This is a genomic window from Actinomadura sp. NPDC023710 (assembly GCF_040639875.1).
GTDB lineage: Bacteria > Actinomycetota > Actinomycetes > Streptosporangiales > Streptosporangiaceae > Spirillospora > Spirillospora citrea.
In genome coordinates this window covers 126,212-149,482 of the sequence record NZ_JBFAGB010000012.1, presented here as the reverse complement: position 1 = coordinate 149,482, position 23,271 = coordinate 126,212, and the positions used below count along the sequence as shown (strand labels likewise).

The following is a 23,271-nucleotide window of genomic DNA, read 5'->3' as shown; positions in this document are numbered from 1 at the left end:
GGGCCTCAGCCCCCTGCCTCGTCGCCGTGCCGGGTCCGCACGGTCCGGACGGAACGGGTGTCGAGCGACATCTCGTCCGCCTTCGCCACGTCCCGTTTCAGCCGCACGGTGCCGCGCGCCGGGTCGACCACGTCCACGACCTTGTCGAGCAGGCCGGAGATCTGCTCGTTGCCGACCTCCCGCGCCAGCACCACGGCGCGCCCGAGCCGGGCGGTCGCGGTGTCCTCGTCGCCCTCCCGCCGCGCCTCCAGGCCCTGCTGGATCGCCTCGGCGAGCTCGGACTGCCCGGTGTGGTGCGCGACCCGGCCGTTGATGCGCGTCGACCTGGCCTCGTCGTCGGTCCACTCGGCGATGACGTTGCCGGACGCGAGGACATGGTCGCCCGCGACGAGCTTCACCCACGCGGCCCGCATCTGCCGCCCCACGTCGCCGGGCTGCACCTCCACGCACAGGTGGTACTCGCGGTTCTCGTCGCCCCACGCGCCGAGGGGGTAGTCGCCGGTCTGCGCGCCCGAGGCGCCCCGGCGGCCGGTGAGGTCCTCCACGGCGGGGACCATCTGCTTGATGAACCGCAGCCGCGCCTGCTGCGGCGTCCACACGCGCAGCGTCACGTCCGCGACCTGCTTGCTCATCGCGGCCCGCGTCATCGCCAGGAAGTCGGCCTCCAGGTCGGCCGGGTCGGGGACGTCCAGGAACCCGCCCAGCAGCACCGAGGTGATCTTGCGGAGCTCGGCGACGTTCCAGTCGGTGCCGACGCCCCGCGCGTCGCACAGGAAGCGGCCGGTGCACTGGCGCAGCGCCGCGTCCAGTTCCTCGTCCGACTCGTGCTGGTTCTTGCCGTCGGTGAGCAGGATCGCGTGCTTGACGGCCCCCTCGGCGACGGCGTCGTGCCCGGTGAACAGCCGGTCGGCGAGCCGCAGCCACGACCCGATCGCCGTCCCGCCCGCCGCCTCCAGCCGCCCCACCGCGTCCACCGCGCCGCGCCGGGACGCCGCGTCCGCCCGGACGAGCCGCTCCCCCTGCGGGTAGACCATCCGCGGCCGGTTCGCGCCCGCGACCACCGCGAAGTGCACGCCGTCGCGCAGCACGTTCACCGCCGCCCGCGCCGCCCGCTTCGCCGCCGCCATCTTGCCCCGGTAGGACATCGACCCGGAGGTGTCGATCATGATGATCTCCGCGGCGGGGGCGCGCCCCCCGTCCGCCACCGGGCCCGGACCGCCGGACGAGCGCGCCTCCACCGAGACGATCGCGTGCATCTCCCGTCCGCCGGCCGGGAGATAGGGGTTCTGGTCCACCCGCACGGTGAACTCCGGAAAATCGCTCATCTGCCCCGCTCCCTGCTCGGTCCTGGCGGCGGGTAGCGAAGGACCGCCACCGTCACGTTGTCGTGCCCTCCCGCGTCCAGTGCCGCCCGCAGCAGCCGCCGTGCCGCGTCCAGCGGGCCGTCCCGGCCGGTGAGGGCCACGGCCGCGAGGTCGGACGGCTCCGGCAGGTCGTTCCACAGCCCGTCGCTGCACAGCACCACCAGCCCGGGGCCCGTCGGCCGGAACGCCGCCACGTGCGGGTCGAGCGGGCCCGCGTCCGCCCCCAGCCAGGCTGTCAGCACGTGCGCCCGCCGGTCGGCCCACGCGTCCTCGGCGCTCATCGCGCCCTGCTCGATCATGGACGAGGCCCACGAGTCGTCCGTGGTGAGCCGGCACGAGCCCGCCGCCGACAGCCAGTAGGCGCGGCTGTCGCCGACCCACCCGACGGTGATGCCGCCCGCGTCCACGACGGCCGACACGAACGTGCACGCGGGCGAGGAGTCGGGATCGCCGGGCATCCCCGCCACGACCTCGCCCGCCCGCGCCGCCGCGTCGCGCATCGCGCCCCGCGGGTCCACGCCGGCCGTGACGCGGCCCGTCAGCACGGCCAGCGCCGCCTCGGCGGCCAGCCGCGACGCCTCCTCCGACCCGGGCGCCGTCGCGACCCCGTCGCAGACCACCGCGCACACGCCCGCGGGCAGCGCCGCCAGCGCGAACGCGTCCTCGTTGCGGCTGCGCCGCAGCCCGAGGTCGCTCACCGCCGCCCCGAACCGCCCGGCCTCGGCCTCGACGTGCTCCCGCCCGCTCGGCTGCCGCAGCCCGCACTGCTCGCAGTACCCGTCGGCCCCGACGGCCCCGCTGCCGCAGTCCACGCAGGCGCTCCCGGCGGCGATGCCCCCGCCCGGACCGGCCGGGGGCGTGCGGGGGTCGGGCCGCCGCTCCGGCGGGAGGGCCCGGCGCGGGGCCGGGACGGGCACGGACGCGACGTCGCGCGACGCCGGGGGCGGCGAGGCGTGCGGAAGGGCGGTGCCGAGCGGCGGGGTCCTGGGCGTGGTGGGGTCGGGGCGTCCGCACTCCTCGCAGAAGCGGTCGCGTTCGTTGACGGGCTCGCCGCAGGTACGGCAGAGCGCGACGGGGGTGTGCTGGTCCGCGTTCATGGTCAGAAGAGCGTCCTCGGGCGGACGGCGTTGGCCCGTTTGACCATCGCGTGGCGCTGCTCGGCCCCGTCGGCGAGCTTGGCGAGCACGCGGTAGACGTCCTCCAGCTTCTTGCGGAGGGCCTGCTCGTCCAGGTCGGTGCCGAGGATCTGCTGCCGCACGCCGGGCGGGGCCGAGCCGCGGTCGGCGCGGACCCAGGTCAGCGCCGCCTCCAGCACCTCGGCGGCGAACGCGGCCGACCGCTCGGTGTCCAGGCGCAGGGCCGACAGCCGCCGCCCCGCCTCGACGAGCGCGGGCGCGTCCAGCTCGGAAGGGCCGCGCCCCCGCACGGTGGTGGCGACGGCGGCGAGCTGCGCGGCGAGGTAGTGGCTGGAGATGCGCGGGACCGAGTCGAGGACGCGTTCGGCGGACGCGCGGTCGCCCGCCGCGAGCCGCGTGCGGGCCAGCCCGAACGCGGCGCTGACGTGGGTGGGATCGGTGCGCCACACCGTCTCGTAGTAGTAGCCCGCGGCGGCCGTCTCGCCCAGGGTCTCGTGGCAGAACGCCAGCGCCAGCTTGGGCGCCTGCTCGCCGGGAGCGAGGTCGTACAGGTCGTTGAACACCGCGACGGCCTCGGTGCCGCGCCCGCCGGCGAGGGCGCGCACGCCCCGGTACCAGTCGACGCGCCAGTCGTCGGGGGCCTCGGCGGCGATGTCCTCCAGGAGGTGCGCGGCGCCGTCGAGGTCGCCCAGCTCGATGCGGACGCGCACCAGCGCGAGCCGCACCTCGCGGGACGCGGCCGGCGCGGAGGCCAGGGCCGCGGCCAGGTCGGCGGGGTCGCGGGCGGTGAGCCCGGCGAGGAACGCCGCGGCCGGGTCGGAGGCGTACACCAGCGGGACGGGCAGCGCCGCCGCGGCGGCGGCCGGCTCCACCGGCGCCAGGATCGGCGGCGCCCCCTCGCCGCGCCCGGCGCCGTCCAGGCCGCCGACGATCTCCGTTCCGGCGGTCTGCTGCTCGGGCCCGAACAGCGGGGACGGCGCGGGGCGCGGGCGCCCGTCCTCGGCCGACAGGACCTCCCGCAGCACGCCCGTGAGCTGCTCGGCCATCTCGGCGGCGGTCTGGAACCGGCGGGCCGGATCGGGGTGCGTGGCACGGCGCAGCAGCCGGTGGTAGGACTCGTGCCGCTGGAAGAGCGGCACCTCCTCGCGCGGCGGCAGGCTGCGCAGGTGCCGCCCGGTGTAGCCGCGGAACGCGAAGCTCAGCACGGCCAGCGTCCGGCCGACGGTGTAGAGGTCGGAGCTGACCGAGGGACCCTGCGAGCCGATCTCGGGGGCCTGGTAGCCGGGCGTGCCGAAGATCGGGCTGTCCGCGTCGAACGCCCGCCGGACGCCGCCGAGGTCGATCAGCTTGAGCTGCTCCTCGGACTGGATGGCGTTGTCGGGCTTGAAGTCGCAGTACAGCAGCCCGACGCCGTGCAGGTAGCCGAGGGCGCTCAGCACCTCCAGGCCGTAGGCGATGACCTGGCCGAGCGGCAGCGACGCCTGGTCGCCCTGCGCCTGGCGGGCGCTGAGCAGGATGTCCTTCAGCGAGCGGCCGCCGACGTACTCCATGACGATGTAGCCGGACTCGCCGTGCCGCACGAAGTTGTAGATCTTGACGATGTTGGGGTGCTCGACCTCGGCGAGGAACGCGCGCTCGGCGGTGGCGGCGGCCAGCGAGTCGGCGTCGCCGGTGTCGAGCAGGCCCTTGAGGACGACCCACCGCTCGCTCACGTTGTGGTCGCGGGCCAGGTACACCCAGCCGAGCCCGCCGTGGGCGAGGCAGCCGAGCACCTCGTACTGCCCGCCGATCATCTCGCCGGGCCGGAGCTTCGGGGTGAACGAGAACGGGTGCCCGCAGTTGCGGCAGAAGCCCTCGGTGCGTCCCGGGCGCCCGCCCCGGCTGCGCCCGACCTTCTCGTCGCACTTGCTGCAGAAGCGCCGGTTCTCCGGCACCTCCGGGTTCTCCATGATCGCCGAGGCCGGGTCGCGGGCCGGCACCGGCGGCACCTCGACGAGCCCGGCGCCGAGCATCCCGCGCCTGGCCGAGCCGCTGGAGCCCGTCCCCCGGGTGCCGCCGCGCGAGGCCGTCCGCCCGGACCCGACGCTGCCCGACCCGCTCGTCGGCGCGCTGCCGTACGAGGAGCCCTGCCCGCCGCGCCCGCTCTGGCCGGACGAACCCGGCGGCATGCCCGCGGGCGGCGCGGGGGTCACCGGATTGGTCACCGGCGTCTGCCCCGGGGCGGCGGCCGGAGCCGGGCCCGGGGGCCGCCCGTACGCGCCCGGGTAGCCGGGCATCGCGGGCCCGGCCGGACGCACGGGCGCCGCCGTCCGCGCGGGCTGCGCCGGACCGGCGGGCGACGGACTGATGGGCGCCGGACCGGTGTGCGACGGGCTGAACGGCCCGGAGGGACGCGACGGCGCGGACTGGGGCGCCGACTGGGGTGCTGGATGGGGTGCTGGATGGGGTGCCGACTGGGGCGCGGAAGGTGCTTGCTGGGGCGCCCACTGCGGTGACGAGTTCGCCGGGGGGGGCGCGGCGGCGGCGGGAGCCATGCCGCAGACGTCGCAGAATCCGTCCGCCTCCACCTCGCCCGTGCAGCCGGGCTGGGTGCATCGGTTCATCGCCGGGTCCCCGTCTCGCTCTCGCACGCCCTGATCGCTCGCTGGTACTCCGCCAGGACCGTGGTCGCCCTGCGCAGGTCGCAGGGCGCCGTCCACAGCACCTCGCGCGCCTCCCCGTACAGCACGGTGAGCCGCTCGTCCTCGGCCAGGCCGAGCCTCGCGGCCTTCGCCCGGTACGCCTCCAGGCGCCCCCGCAGCTCGCCCCGCCGGTCGAGCAGGCCGGCACTGAGACGCAGATCACCGCGCGCCCGTTCCAGCGCCTCCTCGACGGCGCGCTCCAGTTCGGCGAACCGTCCCGCCATCTCGACCCAGCGGCCGGCCTCGCGCAGCCGTTCGAGGGCGGCGAGCCGATCCCGCAGCGCGGCGCCGAGGCCCCGCGCGGGCTCCGGGAGGTTCGGGGAGTGGATCTTGTCGAGGGCCGTCGCGTGGGCGTCGTGGGCCCGCCGCTCCGTCTCCTCGACCTCCTCGACGGAGGCCGCGACCCGCGCCGCGAGCTCCTCGTAGTCCTCGCGCATGCGGGCCACGCCGGCGAGTTCGTCGCCGAGCGAGGTCAGTATGGCGCAGACCCGGTCGAGGCGGGAGGTGTCGGCGCGGCCGTCCTTGACCAGGGAAAGCGGGTCGGTGCGGACGAGCCGGCCGAGCGCGGTCAGCTCGCGGCCGACCCGGTCCAGCTCCGGATGCCGGGTGCCGTCCAGCGCGTGCGCCAGCCGGGCCGTCCTGCGCCAGCTCTCCTCGGCGTCCTCCAGCGGCTGCAGCAGCGCCGACCAGGCGGCGTCGGCGGCGGCGATCTCGCCCGCGACGAACTCGTAGGCGTCCGCCATCATCGCGACGGCCTCGTCCAGCGTGATGCGGCGCTCCTGCGGGCCGAGCAGCGTCCGGTGCTCCAGCGGGATCTCCCCGTCGGGCAGCTCCACCGACTGGCCCGACAGCAGGCCCGACAGCTCCATCAGCGCGGCCGGGTCCAGCCGGGGCGACCGTTCGCGCAGCTCCCCCGCCGCGTCCAGGACGCGCTGGTAGGCGTCGAACAGCCGCCACAGCGTCGCCAGCCGGGCCTGCGCGACCTCCCAGCGCCGCCACGTCTCGCCGGTGAGCCGGGCGCCCTGGAGCAGGCGGCCTCCGTCGTGGCTCTCCAGTTCGAGGAGGTTCGAGGCGATGCGGTCGCGCTCGTCCCGCAGCGTGCGCAGGGCATGGTCGACGCCTTCACGGCTCATGGGCGCAGCGGCCCCTGCCCCGCTCTGGTCCAACGTCTGCCCCGCGATCGTCTTCTCCGGTCCCCCCTGAGCATGCCCGCAGAGCCGGTCTGGGAGCACGGACCGGTCCACTATCGGACGTACGCTCTCATACAAGTGTGATCCGTGACACTAACCGAGACAAGGTGCTTTCCGTCTCGACAGGTCCGCGTCGCGAGACCGCCGCTCTCCGCTGATCCTCACGTGCCCGTACCCTGTGCAGGGGGAACCTCGTTGTCCCTGGTGACGTTACGACAGATACGTCATTTAACGAGAGGAGTGGTGAGTCCGCGGTGTCGGACCCCAGTCATAGACCCGGTGCCACATGCTGAGCGCGGCACTGGGTGTTCTCGCGGTGATCGTCCTTACCGCCGCCACCGGATACTTCGTCGCCCAGGAGTTCGCCTACGTCGCCGCCGACCGCGCGACCCTGGAACAGGCCGCCGAACGCGGCGACACCTCCGCCCGCAGGGCCCTCAAGGTCATCGGCAGTGTCTCCTTCATGCTGTCGGGCGCGCAGCTCGGCATCACGATGACGACCCTGGTCGTCGGCTTCATCGCCAAACCCGCCCTCGCCGAGCTGATCCAGCCGCTGCTGGGCCTGGTGGGCATCCCCGAAGGGGCCACGGGCGCGATCGCCCTCGCCACCGGCTTCGTCGTGGCGACGCTCATCCAGATGCTGCTCGGCGAGCTGTTCCCGAAGAACCTCGCCCTGGCCCGCGCCGAGCAACTGGCGCGCGTGCTGGCCGCGTCCACGCTCGTCTACCTGACGGTCGCGGGGCCGCTGATCCGGCTGTTCGACCGCGCGGCGGAGCGGCTGCTGCGCGCCGTGGGCGTCGAGCCCGTCGAGGAGCTGCACAGCGGAGCGACGCTGGAGGAGCTCGGCGACATCATCGGCAAGTCGCACAGCGCCGGGCACCTGCCCGCCGACCTGTCCGGCCTGCTCGACCGCGCCCTGTCGTTCGGCGACCTCACGGCCGACGAGGTCATGGTGCCGCGCCCGCACGTCCGCGCGCTGCCGGCGACCGCGCCCCTCGCCGACCTGGTCGCGCTGATCCGCGAGACCGGTCACAGCGCCTACCCCGTCTACGGGCAGGAGGTCGACGACGTGGTCGGCGTCGCGGGCGTCCGCGAGGTCGCCGACGACACGCTCGACCCGTCCACCCCGGTCGGGTCCGTCGCCCGGCCCGCGCTGCTGGTGCCCGGCAGCCAGCCGCTGTACGGCGTCATCGAGCACATGCGCGACTCCGGCGAGGAGTTCGCCTGCGTCGTGGACGAGTACGGCGGGCTCGCCGGCATCCTCACCTTCGAGGACGTCGCCGAGGAGCTCGTCGGGGAGATCGCCGACGAGACCGACGGCCCCGAGGACGCCCCGACGTCCGGGCCGGACGGGTCCTGGCTGGTCGACGCCGGCATGCGCATCGACGAGGTCGGCCGCCTCACCGGCCTCGACCTGCCCGAGGGCGACGCCTACGACACCCTCGGCGGCCTGGTCATGGCGGAGCTGCGCCGGCTGCCGAGCCCCGGCGACCGCCTCACCTTCGAACTGGACGGCGGCGCCGTCGAGCTGGAGGTCGTGAGCGTGGCCCGCCGGGTCGCCGAGAAGATCCTGATCCGCGCGGCCGCGCCCGCGGACGTCCCGTCCGGCGAGGAGGAGGTCGCGTGGACCCGCTGACCTCGCTGCTGATCACCGCCGCGCTGCTGCTCGGCAACGGCTTCTTCGTCGCCGCCGAGTTCGCGCTGGTCGCGGCCAACCGCCCGCAGCTGGAACGCGCCGCCGCGAAGGGCAGCCGTCCCGCCGTGGCCGCCGTCGCGGGCGTCCGCGAGCTGTCACTGATGCTGGCCGGCGCGCAGTTCGGCATCACGATGTGCTCGCTCGGCCTCGCCATCGTCACCGAGCCCGCCTTCGAGCACTTCCTCGAACCGCCGCTGCACGCGCTCGGCGTCCCCGAGGCGGGCTCCAAGGCCATCGCGCTCGGCTGCGCGCTCGCCGTCGTGACGTTCCTGCACATGGTCGTCGGCGAGATGGCCCCGAAGTCGTGGGCGATCGCGCACCCGGAGCGGTCCGCGATGATCCTCGCCCTGCCGTTCCGCGCGTTCGCGAAGGTGTCCCGCCCGATCCTGTCGGCGCTGAACGCGGTGACCAACGCGCTGCTGCGCCTCATCCGCGTCACGCCGAAGGACGAGCTGGACAGCCACACCGACCCGGCGCGGCTCAGCCACCTGGTCGGCGAGTCCCGCCGCCTCGGCCTCATCGGGCGCCGCGACCACGAGCTCCTGCACCGGGCGATCTCCGCGCGGGAGGCCACGGTCGGGCACCTCGTCGTGCCCGCCACGTCCGTCACCACGATCGACGCGGACGCGACCGCCGCGCAGATCCGCCGGACCGCCACCGCCAGCGGCCACAGCCGCCTCCTGGTCCGCGACCTGGACGGCGCGATGACGGGGATCGTCCACGTCCGGGCCGCCATCATCGAGCCGGGCGACGAGCGCCGCGCGGGCGAGCTGGCGCACCCGGCCCCCGTCCTCACGGCGGAGACGACCGTGCTGGACGCGGTCAGCCGCATGCGCCGCGGTCGCGCCCAGCTCGCCGTGGTCAACGGCGACGGCGACGAGTTCGCCGGAATCGTCACCCTGGACGACCTCCTGGCGGAGCTTCTGGCCACCAATCCGCACTGACACAGCCCGCGTACCTGCGACGACACCGCAGGTGTCGAGGTGCTGCAACGGGTTTTCCGGTCCATCATCGGAGGATGAGCGGACACGGTCACGGACACGGGCACGGTCACTCGCGGAAAGGGCGCCTCGCCCACCTGGTGCGCCCGCACTCGCACGAGGCGGCCGACAAGGTGGACTCGGCCATGGAGGCGAGCGCCCAGGGCATGCGCGCTCTGTGGATCTCCCTGGCGGCTCTCGGCGCGACCACGGCCCTGCAAGCCGCCGTGGTCGCGTTCACCGGCTCGGTGGCGCTGCTGGGCGACACGCTCCACAACGCCGCCGACGCGTTGACGGCCGTCCCGCTGGGCATCGCGTTCCTGCTCGGCCGCCGCCCGCCGTCCCGCCGGTACACCTACGGCTACGGACGCGCCGAGGACCTGGCCGGTGTCGTCATCGTCCTGGCCATCGCCGCGTCCTGCGCCGTCGCCGGGTACGCCGCCGTCCAGCGCCTGGCCCATCCACAGCCTGTGGACCACGTGGCCGCCGTGGCGGGCGCCGCGCTGGTCGGCTTCCTGGGCAACGAGCTGGTGGCCCGCTACCGCATCCGCACGGGCCGCCGCATCGGCTCCGCCGCGCTCGTCGCCGACGGCCTCCACGCCCGCACGGACGGCTTCGCGTCCCTGGCCGTCCTCCTGGGCGCCGCAGGCGTCGCGCTGGGCGCCCCCTGGGCCGACCCGGTCGTCGGACTGCTCATCACGGTGGCGATCCTGACCGTCCTGTGGCAGACGGCCCGCGAGGTCTGGCGCCGCCTGATGGACGCCGTGGACCCCGCCCTGGTCGACCAGGCCGAAGCCGCTCTCTCCGCCACGCCCGGCGTCCGGGGCGTGGGCGACGTCCGCCTCCGGTGGATCGGCCACAGTTTGCGCGCCGAGTGCGACGTGGTCGTCGACCCCGCCTCCACCGTCGTCCGGGCCCACCAGATCGCCGTGGACGCCGAGCACAGCCTCCTGCACGCCCTGCCCCGCCTCACCGGCGCGGTGGTCCACCCCGACCCCGAACCCCGCCCCGGTGAAGATCATCACGCCGCTCTCGCGGGACACCGCTGAGTCTGCGGCCTGTGAGACGTTAGTCGGGAGCAGAAGGGGAACATACTGGCCCCGGACGATCGATCTGGGACGGGATGGCGTCGTGAACCAGCCTTCGGAAACCAACGGACCCGACGAGAACACCAGACCCCCCTACGTCCCGGACTCCGACCTCCCCACGGTCATCGTCCCCCTCCCCGGCACGGACGAGCAGGAACCGTCGGCCGAGGCCACCCAGGCCCTCCCTGTCATCCCGCCGTCCCCCGAGCCGGAGCCCGAGCCCGCTCAGACCGACGAAATCCCTGACGCACCGTCCGAGGCCACGCCGCCGGTCGGCGGCCCGCCCGGCGAGAGCCCGGCCGCGACGGCCCCTGAACAGCCCATGAACGACGCGGCACAGCACGTCCCACCAGAGGAAACCGCAGACGACCGGCCCCTCGGTGACGCGCCCGCCGCGGAGACGACGGCCGTTGATCTGCCAGACCTCGGCGAGGTGGACGCCGAGTCGACACAGCACAGCCCGCTGGAGAACCCGCTTCCGGCAGGGGACGCCGCCGGCGCGGAGCCCGTCGGCAGCGACCGTCCCATGGACGCCCCGGCGGAGGCGGCGCCGATCGCCGATCAGCTCGCCGACGACGCGGCCGCGGCGGAAGTGGCCGACGGCGGCATGACCGATCAGGAGACGGTGCCTGCCGTCCCGCCCGCCGGCGACCTTGCCGACAGCGGGTCGACGGCCGCTCACGAACCGCCCGAGGCGGCGTCGCTCGTCGGCGGCCGGGCTGCCGGTGGCGCTGAGGCGGCGCGGCACGTACCGGCAGAGGACGTGGAGCCCGCGGCGGGCGCGGAGCCGGTCGTGGACGAGGGGCCCGCCGATGAGGTGCCCGGCGTGGAGGAGGGCGTCGGGGGCGAGGGGCTTGATCCTCGGGCGGTCCTGGGGACCGTGCCCATCGACGTCGCCGAGCCGACGCCTCCGTTGGGGACGGACGCCGGCGAAGGGGGCTGGCGCGAGTTGGTCGAGAGCGTCTACGGGCCGCTGAGCGAGTTCTACGAGGGGATCGACGCGCGCCTGCGCGAGGTGCCCGAGGACGTCCCGCCCGTGGGGTGGGCGCCGCACATCGCGGCCGTCCGGGCGCTGCGGGACGGTCGGGCCGCGGGGGAGTGGGACGTGCTCGCCCGGTTCCTGGTGGCGCCCGGGACGCTGGAGGGCGCGGAGGGGCTGCGGCTCGTCCAGGTGGACGAGGGCGACGAGGCCCAGGTCGTACGGGACGCGGTCAAGGAGCTCACGGAGTCGGACGGGCGGGCCCTGCTGATCGCCCCCACCCCGGAGAAGGCCGCCGAGCTGCTGCGCGCCGTGGAGGGCGACCCCGACGTCTTCTCGCTGCTGATCGAGACGCAGCCGGAGACGGCGGAGGCCCGGTCGGTGCGGACGCAGGGACTGCCGCCCGTCGAGGCGCCGCCCGTCGAGGCGCCGCCCGTCGAGGCGCCGCCCGCCGAGCAGGAGCCGCCGCCCCTGCGGGAGCCGGGGTCCCACGGGACGGTCGAGTTCAGGCCCCTGGTCGGCCCGCTCCCGGAGCCGGAGGCCGTGGTGACCAGGGCCGAGCCGCTGCCCACGCTGCCGCCCGTGGAGCCGGTGGAGCCCGGGGAGGGGCCGTCGGCGCCGGAGGCGCGGGTCCGGTCGGCGGCGCTCCGTCCGGTCGGAGAGGCGTGGCGGCTGTCGTGGCAGACGGAGGCGCGGCTGCTGCAGCGCGGCTTGATGTCGCTGGAGCAGTGGCCGCGGGACGCGGCGGCGCTCCAGTCCGTCCAGGCGGAGAACCTGCGGCGGTCCGAGCAGCTTGAGGCGGAGAAGGCGGGTCTGGCCCGCGCGATCGAGGAGGCGCGGGCCGCGGCGGCGGGCGCGGAGGAGGCGGCCGCCGCCGGCGACGCCGAGGCGGAGCGGCTCTCCGGCGTCCAGGAGGAGGCCGAGGCGGAGCTGGCGGGGCCGCGGGCCGAGGCGGAGCGGTTGCAGGGGGCCGCGGACGAGGCGGGCGCCGACGCGGCCGCGCTGACGCGGACGGCCGACGCCACCTACGCGCGGTGCGTCCAGATCGACGAGCGCGCCAAGACGGCGCAGTCGGAGTTGCAGGGCGCGCGGCAGGCGGAGGCGTCCCTCACCGACGAGCTGACGCGGGCGCGGGAGGCGCTGCCCGGCGCGGCCGAGGAGGCGCACCGGCTGACGGCGGCCGACGCCGACGCCGCGGCGGAGGGGCACGCCGCCTACTACCGGCTGGTGTCGGCGGAGTCGGCGCTGTCGGCGCTGCGCCGCAAGATGACGCTCGGGCAGCGGCTGCACGTGGCGTCGCCGCCGTCGGAGCTGCGCGGCCTGCGCGCCGAGGTCAGGACCCGGACGCGGGAGGCGGACGAGGCGGCGACGCGGGCGCGGGAGGCCAAGGAGGCGGCGGAGCACGCGGAGCGGTTGCGGCGCGGGCTGGCGTCGTTCGTGTCCGAGGGCGGGGCGCGGCTGAAGGCGGCGCAGGAGGCGCAGGAGCGGCTCGGGACGGAGCTGACCTGGCTCGCGGCCGAGCGGGAGAAGGTCGGCGCCGAGCACCGGGAGCAGGCGCGGCAGGCGTCGGAGGCGGTCGAGCGTGCCACCGAGGCGGGCCTGCGGGCCCGCGCGGCGCACCAGGCCGCGCAGGCGATCGAGGAGCGGGTGACCGCCGCCCGGACGTCCCGCGAGGCGGCGCTCGCGGCCGCGGCGCGGGCCCGGTCGGACGCGGAGACCGCAACGGCGCGCGCGGCGGAGACCGCGTCCGAGCTGGCGCGCCGCGCCGAGGAGGCGGCGGCGGAGATCGCCGCGCGGGAGGCCGAGCTGGAGACGGTGGCGGCGGCCGAGGGGCGGTCGCGGTCGAACGTCCTGGAGATCTGCGGCGCCGACCCCGACGACGACCCGGAGGTCGTCCCCGCGCACCAGCGCCGTGCGATGGCCCGGATCGAGGAGCTCACCGGGTACCTGGAGGGCGGCCGGGCGGCGGGGAGCGAGGTCCTGCTCCGCACCGCCGACCTCGTCGTCGGGACCCCGGCGGGCGCCGGGCTGACCGTCCGCGACGAGGAGTTCGACGCGCTGATCGTCGCGGACGCGGGGGCGGTGACCGACGGCGAGTTCCTCATCGGGGCCGTCCGGGCGCGCCGCTGGATCCTCGTGGGGACGGCCGGAACGCGCCCGCCGGGATACCGGGAGTACGCGGGCTCGCCGTCCGGGCGGCTGGAGCTGAGCCCGTTCGAGCGCGCCTCGACGGCCGCGCCCGGCCTGGCGGGCTAGTCCCGGTCCCGGCCCCTGTCCTCGTCGCCGTCGGGGAGGAACAGGTGGAGCAGCCAGCCGACGACGCCGACGACGATCGCGCCCCAGAAGGCCGGCCAGAACCCGGTCACGTGGAACGGCAGGTCGAGCCTTTCCGCCAGCTCGCTCGTCAGCCAGAGGAGCAGCGCGTTCACGACGAGCCCGATGAGCCCGAGCGTGACGACGTAGAAGGCACAGCCGAGGGTCTTGATGATCGGCTTGAGGACGGCGTTGACCAGCCCGAAGATGACGGCGACCGCGAGCAGCGTGAGGATCCGCCGGGCGGTGGTCTGATCGCCGAGCGTGATGCCGTCGATCAGGACCGTGGCGACCCACAGGGCGACCGCGGTGGCGCCGACCTTGAGAAGAATGCGCACGCCACGCATCATGCTGGCCGGGAACCGGCCATGTCATCCCACTGCGAGACGATCCAGGCGGTGACTCCCGTCATCACCGCGGATGACCCGCCGGCGCCGCGTCCTACTCGGTGCGGTCGAAGAACGGGGAGGTGGCGGCGGCCTGCGAGCGGGTGTCGGACCTCCCGCCCGCGACGCGGGCACCCTGCACGGCGGGCTCGCGCGGCGCGCCCGTCCGCGCGGCGTCCCGCCGGGGCGGGCTCTGCCGGACGCGGGCAAGTTCGCGCTCCAGGCGGCGCTTCTCCATCTCCAGCGTGGTCAGCGACTCCTCGTGCTCCTCGCGCAGGTCGCGCAGGTCGCGGCGGGTGCGGATGCGGCGGGCCGCGCCGGTGAAGGCGAGCGACATGCCGGCGAGGAAGACGAGGGCCACGCCCGCGCCGGAGAGGAACACCTGCCATTCGCTCTCCAGGCCCGGGACGGTCTGGCCGAAGACGACGAGGTTCGCGGGGCCGGTGTTGTCCATGACGACACCGGCGCCGACCGTGATGGCGGCCGCGACCAGGAGAAAACCGAGGAACACCATGGGCAGATCTCCTCTGCAGTGACTCCGGAGGGGGAACGGAGGCCCCCCACCATGCCAGACCAAAAGTCGATCATGTCGGATTCGCCGGATAAATGCTGGTCAGAGGCATTCGTCCGAACCGACCGCGGCGGGTTCCGATGTGATCGCGGCGGGTAGTGACGGGACGTCGCGACGAGATCCGTGGAGGGCCCATGCCCGTGCAGGCCATCGTGTTCGACCTGGACGGCGTCCTGATCGACTCCGAGCCGGTGTGGGAGGAGGTGCGGCGCGGCTACGTCGCCGAGCGCGGCGGGCGCTGGCTCCCCGACACCCAGGACCGGCTCATGGGCATGAGCACCGAGGAGTGGGCGGACTACATCGCCTCCGACCTCGTCGACGGCGTCACGGCCGAGGAGGTCGCCTACGAGGTGGTCGACCGGATGTCGCAGCGGTACGCGGACGGGCCGCCGCTGCTGCCGGGCGCCGAGGACGCCGTCCGCCGGATGGCCGGGTACCGCCCGCTGGGGCTGGCCAGCTCGTCCCCGCGCGCCCTGATCGACCTCGTGCTCGGGCATCTCGGGGTGGACGGCCTGTTCCGCGCCACCGTGTCGACCGAGGAGGTCGAGCGCGGCAAGCCCGCCCCGGACGGCTACCTCACCGTCGCGGCGCGGCTGGAGGTCGCGGCGCGCGACTGCGTCGCCGTCGAGGACTCCGGCAACGGGCTCCGGTCGGCGCACGCGGCGGGGATGGCGGTGATCGCGATCCCGCGTCCGGCGCACCCGCCCTCGCCCGACGCATTGGCGCTGGCCGCGCACGTCGCGGACGGCCTGGACGAGCTGACGCCCGAGCTCGCGGAGGCGGTCGTCCACAGGTGAAGGTTCGGGGGACGGGTGTCCGCGGCGGTTCGTAGTATGGCCCGGTGACTTCCCCTGAGACCCCGGAGACCCTCGACACCCTGCGGCGCGTGTTCGGCTACGACGCGTTCCGGGACGGCCAGCGGGAGATCATCGAGCATGTGGTCGCCGGTGGGGACGCCCTCGTCCTGATGCCGACCGGCGGCGGCAAGTCGCTGTGCTACCAGATCCCGGCGCTCGTCCGGAAGGGCACCGGCATCGTCGTGTCGCCCCTCATCGCCCTCATGCAGGACCAGGTGGACGCGCTGCGCGCCCTCGGCGTCCGCGCGGGCTTCCTCAACTCCACCCAGGACTTCGACGAGCGCCGCGTGACCGAGGCGCAGTTCACGGCGGGCGAGCTCGATCTGCTGTACCTGGCGCCGGAGCGGCTGAAGCTCGCCGCGACCGTCGAGCTGCTCGACCGGGGCGACGTCTCCCTCTTCGCGATCGACGAGGCGCACTGCGTCTCGCAGTGGGGGCACGATTTCCGCCCCGACTACCTGACGCTGTCCGGCCTGCACGAACGCTGGCCCGAGATCCCCCGCATCGCGCTGACCGCGACCGCCACCGAGGCCACCCGCGGCGAGATCGCGTCACGCCTCCGGCTCGAGCAGGCCCGCCACTTCGTGGCGAGCTTCGACCGTCCCAACATCCAGTACCGGATCGAGCCGAAGACCGACGCCAAGCGCCAGCTGCTGCGCCTGCTCCAGAGCGAGCACAAGGGCGACGCGGGCATCGTCTACTGCCTGTCCCGCAACTCGGTGGAGAAGAACGCGGCGTTCCTGAGCGAGAACGGCATCGAGGCCCTCCCCTACCACGCGGGCCTCGACGCCGAGATCCGCGCGGCGAACCAGGCGCGGTTCCTCCGCGAGGACGGCCTCGTCATGGTCGCGACCATCGCCTTCGGCATGGGCATCGACAAGCCCGACGTCCGCTTCGTCGCGCACCTCGACCTGCCGAAGTCCGTCGAGGGCTACTACCAGGAGACGGGCCGCGCCGGACGCGACGGCCTCCCGTCCACCGCCTGGCTCGCCTACGGCCTGCAGGACGTCGTCAACCTGCGCAAGATGATCGACGGCGGCGAGGGCGACGCCGCGCACCGCCGCCGCCAGGGCATGCACCTCGACTCCATGCTCGCCCTCTGCGAGACGGTCGAGTGCCGCCGCGTCCAGCTGCTGAACTACTTCGGCCAGTCCGGCGAGCCCTGCGGCAACTGCGACACCTGCCTCACGCCGCCCGAGACGTGGGACGCGACCGTCCCCGCCCAGAAGGTCCTGTCGACCGTGGTCCGGCTCGACCGCGAGCGGCGCCAGAAGTTCGGCGCCGGCCACATCGTCGACATCCTCATCGGCAAGAAGAACGCGAAGGTCATCCAGTTCGACCACGACTCGCTGAAGGTCTTCGGCATCGGCGCCGAACTGCGCGACGTCGAGTGGCGCGGCGTCGTCCGCCAGCTCCTCGCCCAGGGCCTGATCGCGGTGGAGAGCAACCACGGCACGCTCGTCCTGACCGACGAGAGCGCCGGCGTGCTGCGCGGCGAGCGCAAGGTGATGATGCGCCGCGAGGCCGAACGCCCCGTCGCGAAGGCGGCGAAGACCGCCAAGGCGGCCAAGGCCCAGGTCGAGCTCCCCGCCGAGTCGATGCCGATCTTCGAGCGCCTCCGCGCCTGGCGCGCCGCGACCGCCAAGGAGCAGGGCGTCCCCGCCTACGTCATCTTCCACGACGCGACCCTGCGCGAGATCGCCACGGCCCTCCCCACCTCCCTGGCGGCCCTGGGGCGCGTCAACGGCGTGGGCGAGAACAAGCTCGCCAAGTACGGCGACCAGGTCCTCGAAACCCTGGCCTCCGACTAGACCAAGGCCACCGCCCCGCCTTCTCCGCAGGGCAGCGGGCGGTGCCCCGACCTCAGGCGAGGGACGAGAGGCGGCGGAACGCGTCCGATCCTCCAGGCGGTGCTCGGGAACTCTCAGGGTTCTCCCAGGGTTCCGCGTGGACTTCTGCCAGACGCGACCGCTTACATGTCCGGCATGCGAAACAACCGGAAGACGATCGCGGCCGGGGCCGGTGCCGCCGGGCTCCTCGGGCTCGGACTCTACTTCTCCGTCCCCGCCTTCGCCGACGACCCCGCTCCCTCCCCCTCCCCCACGGCGCACGCGGGCAAGGGCCACCCCGGCAAGGGGCACCCCCTCCGCCGGGCGCGCGCTCTGCGCGGCGTCCATGGCGAGGCCACCGTCAAGCGCAAGGACGGATTCCACCTCGCCACCTGGCAGCGCGGCAAGATCACCGCCGTCTCGGCGACCGGGGTGACCGTCCGCAGCGACGACGGCGTCTCCTGGACGTGGACGTCCGACGGCAAGACCCACGTCCGCAAGAACGGCGAGAAGTCGTCCCTCAAGGGCCTGGCCGGCGGCGACCAAGTGCTCGTGGCCGGGGAGCGCTCCGGCGGCACCCGGACCGCGCGCCTGATCCGCGTCCCCCGGCACCGCTAGTGCACCGGCGCTCACCGTGCCGGGTAGTTTCGGGCGGGTGAGCCCGATGTGCCGGCACGAGGCCGGCGAGGGAGCGAGCTGCGGGAGCCGATGAGCGAGACCCGGCGGGTCCTCGTCGTGGACGACGAGGCCAACATCCGTGACCTCATCGAGGTCGCGCTGCGCTTCCACGGCTTCGCGACCGCCACCGCCGGCACGGGCGAGGAGGCGCTCGGGGCCGTCCGGGAGTCTCGGCCCGACCTCGTCCTGCTGGACGTCATGCTGCCCGACCTGGACGGCTTCGAGGTGTGCCGGCGGCTGCGCGGGGGCGGCGACCAGATCCCAGTGATCTTCCTGACCGCGCGGGACACGCCGTCCGACACCGTCACGGGTCTCACGCTCGGCGGTGACGACTACGTCACCAAGCCGTTCTCGATCGAGGCGCTGATCGCCCGGGTGCGGGCCGTCCTGCGCCGGGCGGCCCCGCCGGAGCCCTCCGCCGGGCCCGTGCTGCGCGTCGCCGACCTCGAACTCGACGAGGCGCACTGGACGGTGCGGCGCGGCGGCGTCCCCGTCGAGCTGTCGCCTACCGAGTTCCGGCTGCTCGCCTACCTGATGCGCAACGCGGGCATGGTGCTCTCCCGCGCCCAGCTCCTCGACGGCGTGTGGGGCTGGGACCACGGCAACCCGCAGGTCGTGGAGACCTACATCAGCTACCTGCGCCGCAAGCTGGACCCGCTCGGCACCCCGCTCATCCACACCCAGCGCGGGGTGGGCTACGCGCTGCGGCCATGACGCTCAACGCACGGCTGCTCACCGGCCTGCTCGCGATCACCACCGCCGGGCTGGCGATCATGGGCCTGGTCAGCGCGCTCGTCCTGAACGGGTACCTGATGCACCGCGTGGACGGCCAGCTCCAGGCCACCCGCGACCGCGCCGTGACGCGTCTGCTGCGTCCCGGCCTGCCCGAGCAGGGCGTCGCTCCAGCGCAGTTCGTCGTGCTGGCCGTCGGCCCGGCGGGGCGGGTCCGGGTCCTCAGCGGGGACGGGCCCGCGCCCGAGCAGGCCGTCCGCGAGGTGGGGCGGCTGGGCCCGGACGAGCTGGCCGCCCGCGCGCGCGACCTCGAACCGTTCTCCCTCCCCGGGTTGCGCGCGGTGGCGCGTCCCTGGGGGAAGGGCTTCGTCGTCGTGGCGTCCCCCCTCACCGAGATCCACGCAGCCGTCCGCAACCTCGTGCTGTCCGAGATCGCCACCGCCGCCCTCCTGCTCGCGGTCCTGCTCGTGCTCGGCCGGTGGCTCATCCGCCGCGGCCTGCTGCCGCTGAGCCGGATGGCCGCCACGGCGCACGCCATCACCGCGGGCGGCGACCTGCGCGCCCGCATGCCCGCTCCCGGACGGCGCACCGAGGTGGCCCGCCTGGCGTCCGCCATCAACGTGATGCTGGAGCGGATCGAGCATGCGTTCTGGGCGCGCAGCCGTTCCGAGGCCCGCGTCCGCGAGTTCGCCGCCGACGCGTCCCACGAGCTGCGCACGCCGCTCACGGCCATCCAGGGCTACGCCGAGCTCTACCGGCACGGTGCGCTCGGGCCGGACGAGCTGCCCGACGCGATGCGCCGCATCGAGGAGGAGGCCCGCAGGATGAACAGTCTCGTCACCGACCTCCTCGAACTCGCCCGCCTCGACCGCGAGGCGTCCCTGCACCCCGCCCCCACCGACCTCGCCGCCCTCGCCCGGGACGCCGTGGCCGACGCGGCCGTCGCCGCCCCCGACCGTCCCATCGTGCTGGACGCCCCTGACACCCTGGTCGCGACCGTCGATGAGGCCCGCATCCGCCAGGTCTTCGCCAACCTTCTGGCCAACGTGCGGGCCCACACACCCCCCGGAACGCCCACGACCATCCGTCTGGCGCCGGGCCTCATCGAGGTGGCGGACGAGGGACCGGGCATGTCCCCGGAAGACGCCGCCCGCGCCTTCGAACGCTTCCACCGTGGCACGCAGGGCGGTACCGGCCTCGGCCTTCCCATCGTCGCCGCGATCGCCGCCGCCCATGGCGGACGGGCCGAACTGCTGTCCGAACCGTCCAAGGGGACGATCGTCCGCATCACGCTGGGTTCCCACTGAGCGGGACCTGCCGGTGCCGCCGAGGGCATCGTCCTGCACAGTCCGAAGGTCGGCTCCCCGAACCGAAGGAACCGCAGCATGGCGGGCTGGAGTCATCGGTACGCGCGCATCAACGGCCTGGACGTCCACTACGTGGAGCAGGGCGAGGGGCCGCTCGTCGTCCTCCTGCACGGCTTCCCGCACATCTGGTTCAGCTGGCGCCACCAGATCGGTCCGATCGCCGACGCGGGATTCCGCGTCGTCGCGCCCGACATGCGCGGCATGGGGCACACCAGCGGCCCCCGGGACCACCGCGAGTACGACGTCGACCGCATCGTGGGCGACCTCACCGGCCTCCTCGACCACCTCGGCGAGGAGAAGGCCGTCTTCAGCGGCCTGGACTTCGGCCTCTTCGCCGCCTACGACCTCGCCCACCACCACCCGGACCGCGTCGCCGCGATCATCGGCCTGGAGAACCCGTTCTTCACCCCGAGCGACGAGTCGCCCCTGACGCTGGCCGCCCGCCAGGCCGAACGGCACTTCAACCACATCCACTACTTCGTCGAGCCGGGCGTCGCCGACCGCGACCTCGCCGCCGCGCCCCGCGCGTTCCTGCGCAAGGTCTTCTACGCGCTTTCCAGCGACTACCACTACCTCGACGTCTGGCGGCAACCTCCGGGCACGTCCTATATCGACGCCCTCCCCGAGACGCCGCCGCTCCCGTGGACGTGGCTGACCGAGCCGGAACTGGAGTTCTACGTCGACGCCTACGGCCGCAGCGGCTTCACCGGCGGGCTCAACTGGTACCGGGCGATGGACCTGTCCTGGGAGTACCGCAAGTCCTACGGCGACCGGAAGAATCCCGTCCCGTACTACTTCATCGGCAGCGAGCAGGACGCCGACCTTGAGGGCTGGCACGGCGACGACCCCCTGAACAGGCTCGGCGACCACCACGCCGACGTCCGCGGCGTCCACATGATCAAGCAGGCCGGCCACATGATGCAGATGGAGAGGCCCGCCGAGACCACGGCGGCGATGCTCGGATTCCTCGCGGGGAGCGACAGGTGAGCCTGACCGGAGACCGGGTCGTCGTGGTCACCGGCGCCAGCCGCGGCGCCGGGAAGGGCATCGCGCTGGCCCTCGGCGCGACCGGCGCGACGGTCTACGTGACGGGCCGGACCCGCTCGGAGGGCGACGCCGACCTTCCGGGCACGGTCCTCGCCACGGCCGAGGAGATCGACGCCCGCGGCGGCACCGGCGTGCCCGTGATCTGCGACCACTCCGACGACGCGCAGGTCGCGGACCTGTTCAGGCGGGTGGAACGCGAGCACGGCAGGCTGGACGTCCTCGTCAACAACGCGTTCACGATTCCGGACGGCCTCACCCGCGAAGGGCCGTTCTGGGAAAAGCCGCTGGGGCTCCAGAGCATGTTCGACGTGGGGATGCGCTCCGCCTACGTGGCCGGCTACTACGCCGCCCCGTTGCTGGTGAGGAACAATGCGGGCCTCGTCGTCAACACCTCCTCTTTCGGCGGACGTTGTTACATGCACGGCCCGGCCTATGGCGCGGGAAAGGCCGCCGTCGACAAGATGGCGCACGACATGGCGGTCGACTTCGAGCCCTACAATGTCGCCGTCATCTCGCTGTGGATGGGTCTGCTGAAGACCGAGCGCAACAGAGCGCTCTTCGAGGGCGTCCCCGACCGGTACAAGTCGTTCGCCGCGGGGGCGGAGTCCGCCGAGTTCAGCGGACGGGTGATCGACGCGCTCGCCCGGCACCCGGAGTTCATGCGGTGGAGCGGGCAGGTCCACATCGGGGCCGAACTCGGCGCCGAACTGGGCGTGGTGGACGTCGACGGAAGCAGTCCCCGCTCCCACCGCGGGCACCTCGGCGACCCGCCCATCTTCAGCCCCGCCGTCGTCAAGTAGTCGGCAACGCCTTCGCCAAGGCTTGCCCGCCCAACCGATCGGCCATTCAACGAAGCTTCCCCATGGAGAGGGAACACCTTCCGCACGAGGCAAATGATTTCCCATATCGGGGGACGCCGTTTCGCCCCTCCGCCTCGGTGACCGTGATTAGTGGGGATATGCCGGAAATGCCCCACGAAGGGGCGCCTGACCTGACGTGCGAGCGGAGTTATGATCCGAATCAGGGCCGAGGAGATAACGGTCCCATCCGGGACGTCCGGACGTCCGTTGTCCGCATTCCTTCGTCCATCCCTGTCCGGCCGAGACCGCGCGAGACAAGGCGATGGGACTCCAGCGAGGAGGCACCATGACCCACGTCGAGCAAGAGTCCATCCCGCACACCCCGTCCGGTATCGCCGATCCGGCCCCCCTGGGCCTGGCGGCCTTCGCCCTGACCCTGTTCCTTCTGTCCGTCAAGAACGCCGGGTGGACCGACGGCACCGACGCCTGGCTGGCCTACGCCCTCGCCTACGGCGGCCTCGTCCTGATCCTGGCCGGGATGTGGGAGTTCCGCGGTCGCAACGTGTTCGGCGCGACGGCCTTCTCGTCCTACGGCGGCTTCTGGCTCGGTCTCGGCCTGTACGCCGTCCTCATCGCCGGGGAGACGACTCCCGCCCAGGAGGCCAACGACCTCGGCTGGATCCTGCTCGCCTTCGCGATCTTCAACACCTACATGATGCTCTGGGCGACCCAGGTCAACCAGGCCGTCCTGGCGGTGTTCGTCGCCCTGGAGGCCACGGAGATCATCCTGTTCATCGGGAACTTCGCCACCAGCGAGACCACGATCAAGATCGGCGGCTACCTCGGCGTCCTCACCGCGATCTGCGCCTGGTACGCCTCCGCCGCCGGGGTCATCAACGGCATGACGGGCCACACCTTCCTCGGCGTCGGCAAGCCCCTCAGGCACCGCCTGGTCCCCGGCATCGAACCCCGCTGATCCGCGGCTCCCTCCCGGGCCGGATCGCGGGGACGGCGCTAAGGTGATGGCGTGACCCCCCGTCCGGAGAATCTGGCGCGCCTCGTCGGCGACGACGAGCGCGACACCGCCGTGCAGCGCCTGCGGGAGGCGTACGCCAAAGGGCACCTCACGCACGAGGAGATGGACGAGCGCCTCGACCAGGTGCTCAGCGCCAGAACCCACGGCGACCTCGCGACGCCCCTGGCCGCACTCCCGGACGAGGACGCAGGCACCACGTCCACGATCGGCGCCGCCACCGGACGGATCAAGCGTCGCGGCCCCTGGCGGGTACCCCGCGTCCTCAAGGTCGAGTCCGCCTTCGGACGGGTGCACCTGGACCTGTCCAAGGCGATCATCGATCACCCGGTGGTCGACATCGAACTGCAGGTCGGCACCGGCCGTGCCAAGATCACCGTCCCTCGTGACGCGATCGTCGAGATCGAGGGTCTGCACACCGGGCTGAAGGACGCGCGCTACACGCCCCGCCGTCCCACCCGCCCCGGCGGCCCCAAGATCCGCATCACCGGCGCCATGGGCCTCGGCCGCCTCAAGATCCGCCACGCCCGCCGCTAGCGATTCC

General features: G+C 74.0%; 20 protein-coding genes. 14 read left to right on the top strand and 6 right to left on the bottom strand.

The features are described from left to right. Positions 1-5 precede the first annotated feature (5 nt). From AB0H37_RS16370 to AB0H37_RS16360, 3 genes are read right to left on the bottom strand one after another with little or no spacing between them, the layout of a single operon-like run. Complete coding sequence (locus AB0H37_RS16370) at positions 6-1,325, bottom strand: VWA domain-containing protein (protein WP_360613408.1); 1,320 nt, start codon at positions 1,323-1,325, stop codon at positions 6-8. Further along, a complete protein-coding gene (locus AB0H37_RS16365) occupies positions 1,322-2,461 on the bottom strand; it encodes a protein phosphatase 2C domain-containing protein (protein WP_360613406.1) in 1,140 nt (379 codons plus the stop codon). The genes AB0H37_RS16370 and AB0H37_RS16365 overlap by 4 nt, the downstream gene beginning before the upstream one ends. Before the next feature lie 2 nt (positions 2,462-2,463). Continuing rightward, positions 2,464-4,512, bottom strand: coding sequence for a tetratricopeptide repeat protein (locus tag AB0H37_RS16360; RefSeq protein WP_360613497.1), 2,049 nt, complete (start codon positions 4,510-4,512; stop codon positions 2,464-2,466). Here AB0H37_RS16360 and AB0H37_RS16355 point away from each other — a divergent pair. Continuing rightward, positions 4,406-4,768, top strand: coding sequence for a hypothetical protein (locus tag AB0H37_RS16355; protein ID WP_229810216.1), 363 nt, complete (start codon positions 4,406-4,408; stop codon positions 4,766-4,768). The genes AB0H37_RS16360 and AB0H37_RS16355 overlap by 107 nt on opposite strands. Positions 4,769-5,099: 331 nt before the next feature. Here AB0H37_RS16355 and AB0H37_RS16350 read toward each other — a convergent pair whose 3' ends face one another. After that, positions 5,100-6,314 carry a hypothetical protein gene (locus AB0H37_RS16350; protein ID WP_360613404.1) on the bottom strand — a complete coding sequence of 405 codons (1,215 nt, stop codon included), beginning with the start codon at positions 6,312-6,314 and terminating at the stop codon, positions 5,100-5,102. Positions 6,315-6,657: 343 nt separating this feature from the next. On the opposite strand from AB0H37_RS16350, the gene AB0H37_RS16345 reads away from it, so the two are divergent. From AB0H37_RS16345 to AB0H37_RS16330, 4 genes are all read left to right on the top strand, one after another. After that, positions 6,658-8,007: a hemolysin family protein gene (locus AB0H37_RS16345; RefSeq protein WP_360613402.1), complete on the top strand. Its 1,350-nt coding sequence runs from the start codon at positions 6,658-6,660 to the stop codon at positions 8,005-8,007. Then, complete coding sequence (locus AB0H37_RS16340; RefSeq protein ID WP_329096862.1) at positions 7,995-9,011, top strand: hemolysin family protein; 1,017 nt, start codon at positions 7,995-7,997, stop codon at positions 9,009-9,011. The genes AB0H37_RS16345 and AB0H37_RS16340 overlap by 13 nt, the downstream gene beginning before the upstream one ends. A 74-nt stretch (positions 9,012-9,085) precedes the next feature. Then, positions 9,086-10,096 carry a cation diffusion facilitator family transporter gene (locus AB0H37_RS16335; RefSeq protein ID WP_360613400.1) on the top strand — a complete coding sequence of 337 codons (1,011 nt, stop codon included), beginning with the start codon at positions 9,086-9,088 and terminating at the stop codon, positions 10,094-10,096. An 82-nt stretch (positions 10,097-10,178) separates the two neighbouring features. After that, complete coding sequence (locus AB0H37_RS16330; protein ID WP_360613398.1) at positions 10,179-13,370, top strand: hypothetical protein; 3,192 nt, start codon at positions 10,179-10,181, stop codon at positions 13,368-13,370. Here AB0H37_RS16330 and AB0H37_RS16325 read toward each other — a convergent pair. Together AB0H37_RS16325 and AB0H37_RS16320 are read right to left on the bottom strand one after the other, a co-directional pair. Continuing rightward, positions 13,367-13,765: a phage holin family protein gene (locus tag AB0H37_RS16325; RefSeq protein ID WP_329096866.1), complete on the bottom strand. Its 399-nt coding sequence runs from the start codon at positions 13,763-13,765 to the stop codon at positions 13,367-13,369. The two genes, AB0H37_RS16330 and AB0H37_RS16325, sit on opposite strands and share 4 nt — an antisense overlap. Positions 13,766-13,868: 103 nt before the next feature. After that, positions 13,869-14,327, bottom strand: coding sequence for a hypothetical protein (locus AB0H37_RS16320; RefSeq protein ID WP_329096868.1), 459 nt, complete (start codon positions 14,325-14,327; stop codon positions 13,869-13,871). 191 nt (positions 14,328-14,518) lie between these two features. Here AB0H37_RS16320 and AB0H37_RS16315 point away from each other — a divergent pair, with 191 nt between their 5' ends. The 9 genes from AB0H37_RS16315 (at position 14,519) to AB0H37_RS16275 (ending at position 23,264) form a co-directional block, all read left to right on the top strand. Then, complete coding sequence (locus AB0H37_RS16315) at positions 14,519-15,181, top strand: HAD family phosphatase (protein WP_329096869.1); 663 nt, start codon at positions 14,519-14,521, stop codon at positions 15,179-15,181. A 44-nt stretch (positions 15,182-15,225) separates the two neighbouring features. Then, positions 15,226-17,052: a DNA helicase RecQ gene (gene recQ, locus AB0H37_RS16310; protein ID WP_360613397.1), complete on the top strand. Its 1,827-nt coding sequence runs from the start codon at positions 15,226-15,228 to the stop codon at positions 17,050-17,052. Positions 17,053-17,226: 174 nt separating this feature from the next. Continuing rightward, complete coding sequence (locus tag AB0H37_RS16305) at positions 17,227-17,688, top strand: DUF5666 domain-containing protein (RefSeq protein WP_329096872.1); 462 nt, start codon at positions 17,227-17,229, stop codon at positions 17,686-17,688. A gap of 90 nt (positions 17,689-17,778) precedes the next feature. Beyond that, positions 17,779-18,462: a response regulator transcription factor gene (locus AB0H37_RS16300; protein ID WP_329096874.1), complete on the top strand. Its 684-nt coding sequence runs from the start codon at positions 17,779-17,781 to the stop codon at positions 18,460-18,462. Continuing rightward, the gene (locus tag AB0H37_RS16295; RefSeq protein WP_360613394.1) at positions 18,459-19,787 is read left to right on the top strand and encodes a HAMP domain-containing sensor histidine kinase; all 1,329 of its coding nucleotides are present in this window, start codon (positions 18,459-18,461) and stop codon (positions 19,785-19,787) included. The genes AB0H37_RS16300 and AB0H37_RS16295 overlap by 4 nt, the downstream gene beginning before the upstream one ends. A gap of 78 nt (positions 19,788-19,865) precedes the next feature. After that, positions 19,866-20,834, top strand: a complete 969-nt coding sequence (locus AB0H37_RS16290) for an alpha/beta hydrolase (protein ID WP_329096878.1) — start codon at positions 19,866-19,868, stop codon at positions 20,832-20,834. Beyond that, positions 20,831-21,694, top strand: a complete 864-nt coding sequence (locus AB0H37_RS16285) for an SDR family NAD(P)-dependent oxidoreductase (RefSeq protein WP_360613392.1) — start codon at positions 20,831-20,833, stop codon at positions 21,692-21,694. Before AB0H37_RS16290 ends, AB0H37_RS16285 begins: the two co-directional genes overlap by 4 nt. A 346-nt stretch (positions 21,695-22,040) precedes the next feature. Next, positions 22,041-22,670, top strand: coding sequence for an acetate uptake transporter (locus AB0H37_RS16280; protein ID WP_360613390.1), 630 nt, complete (start codon positions 22,041-22,043; stop codon positions 22,668-22,670). Positions 22,671-22,721: 51 nt separating this feature from the next. Continuing rightward, positions 22,722-23,264: a DUF1707 domain-containing protein gene (locus AB0H37_RS16275; protein WP_360613388.1), complete on the top strand. Its 543-nt coding sequence runs from the start codon at positions 22,722-22,724 to the stop codon at positions 23,262-23,264. The last annotated feature ends 7 nt before the right edge of the window (positions 23,265-23,271 follow it).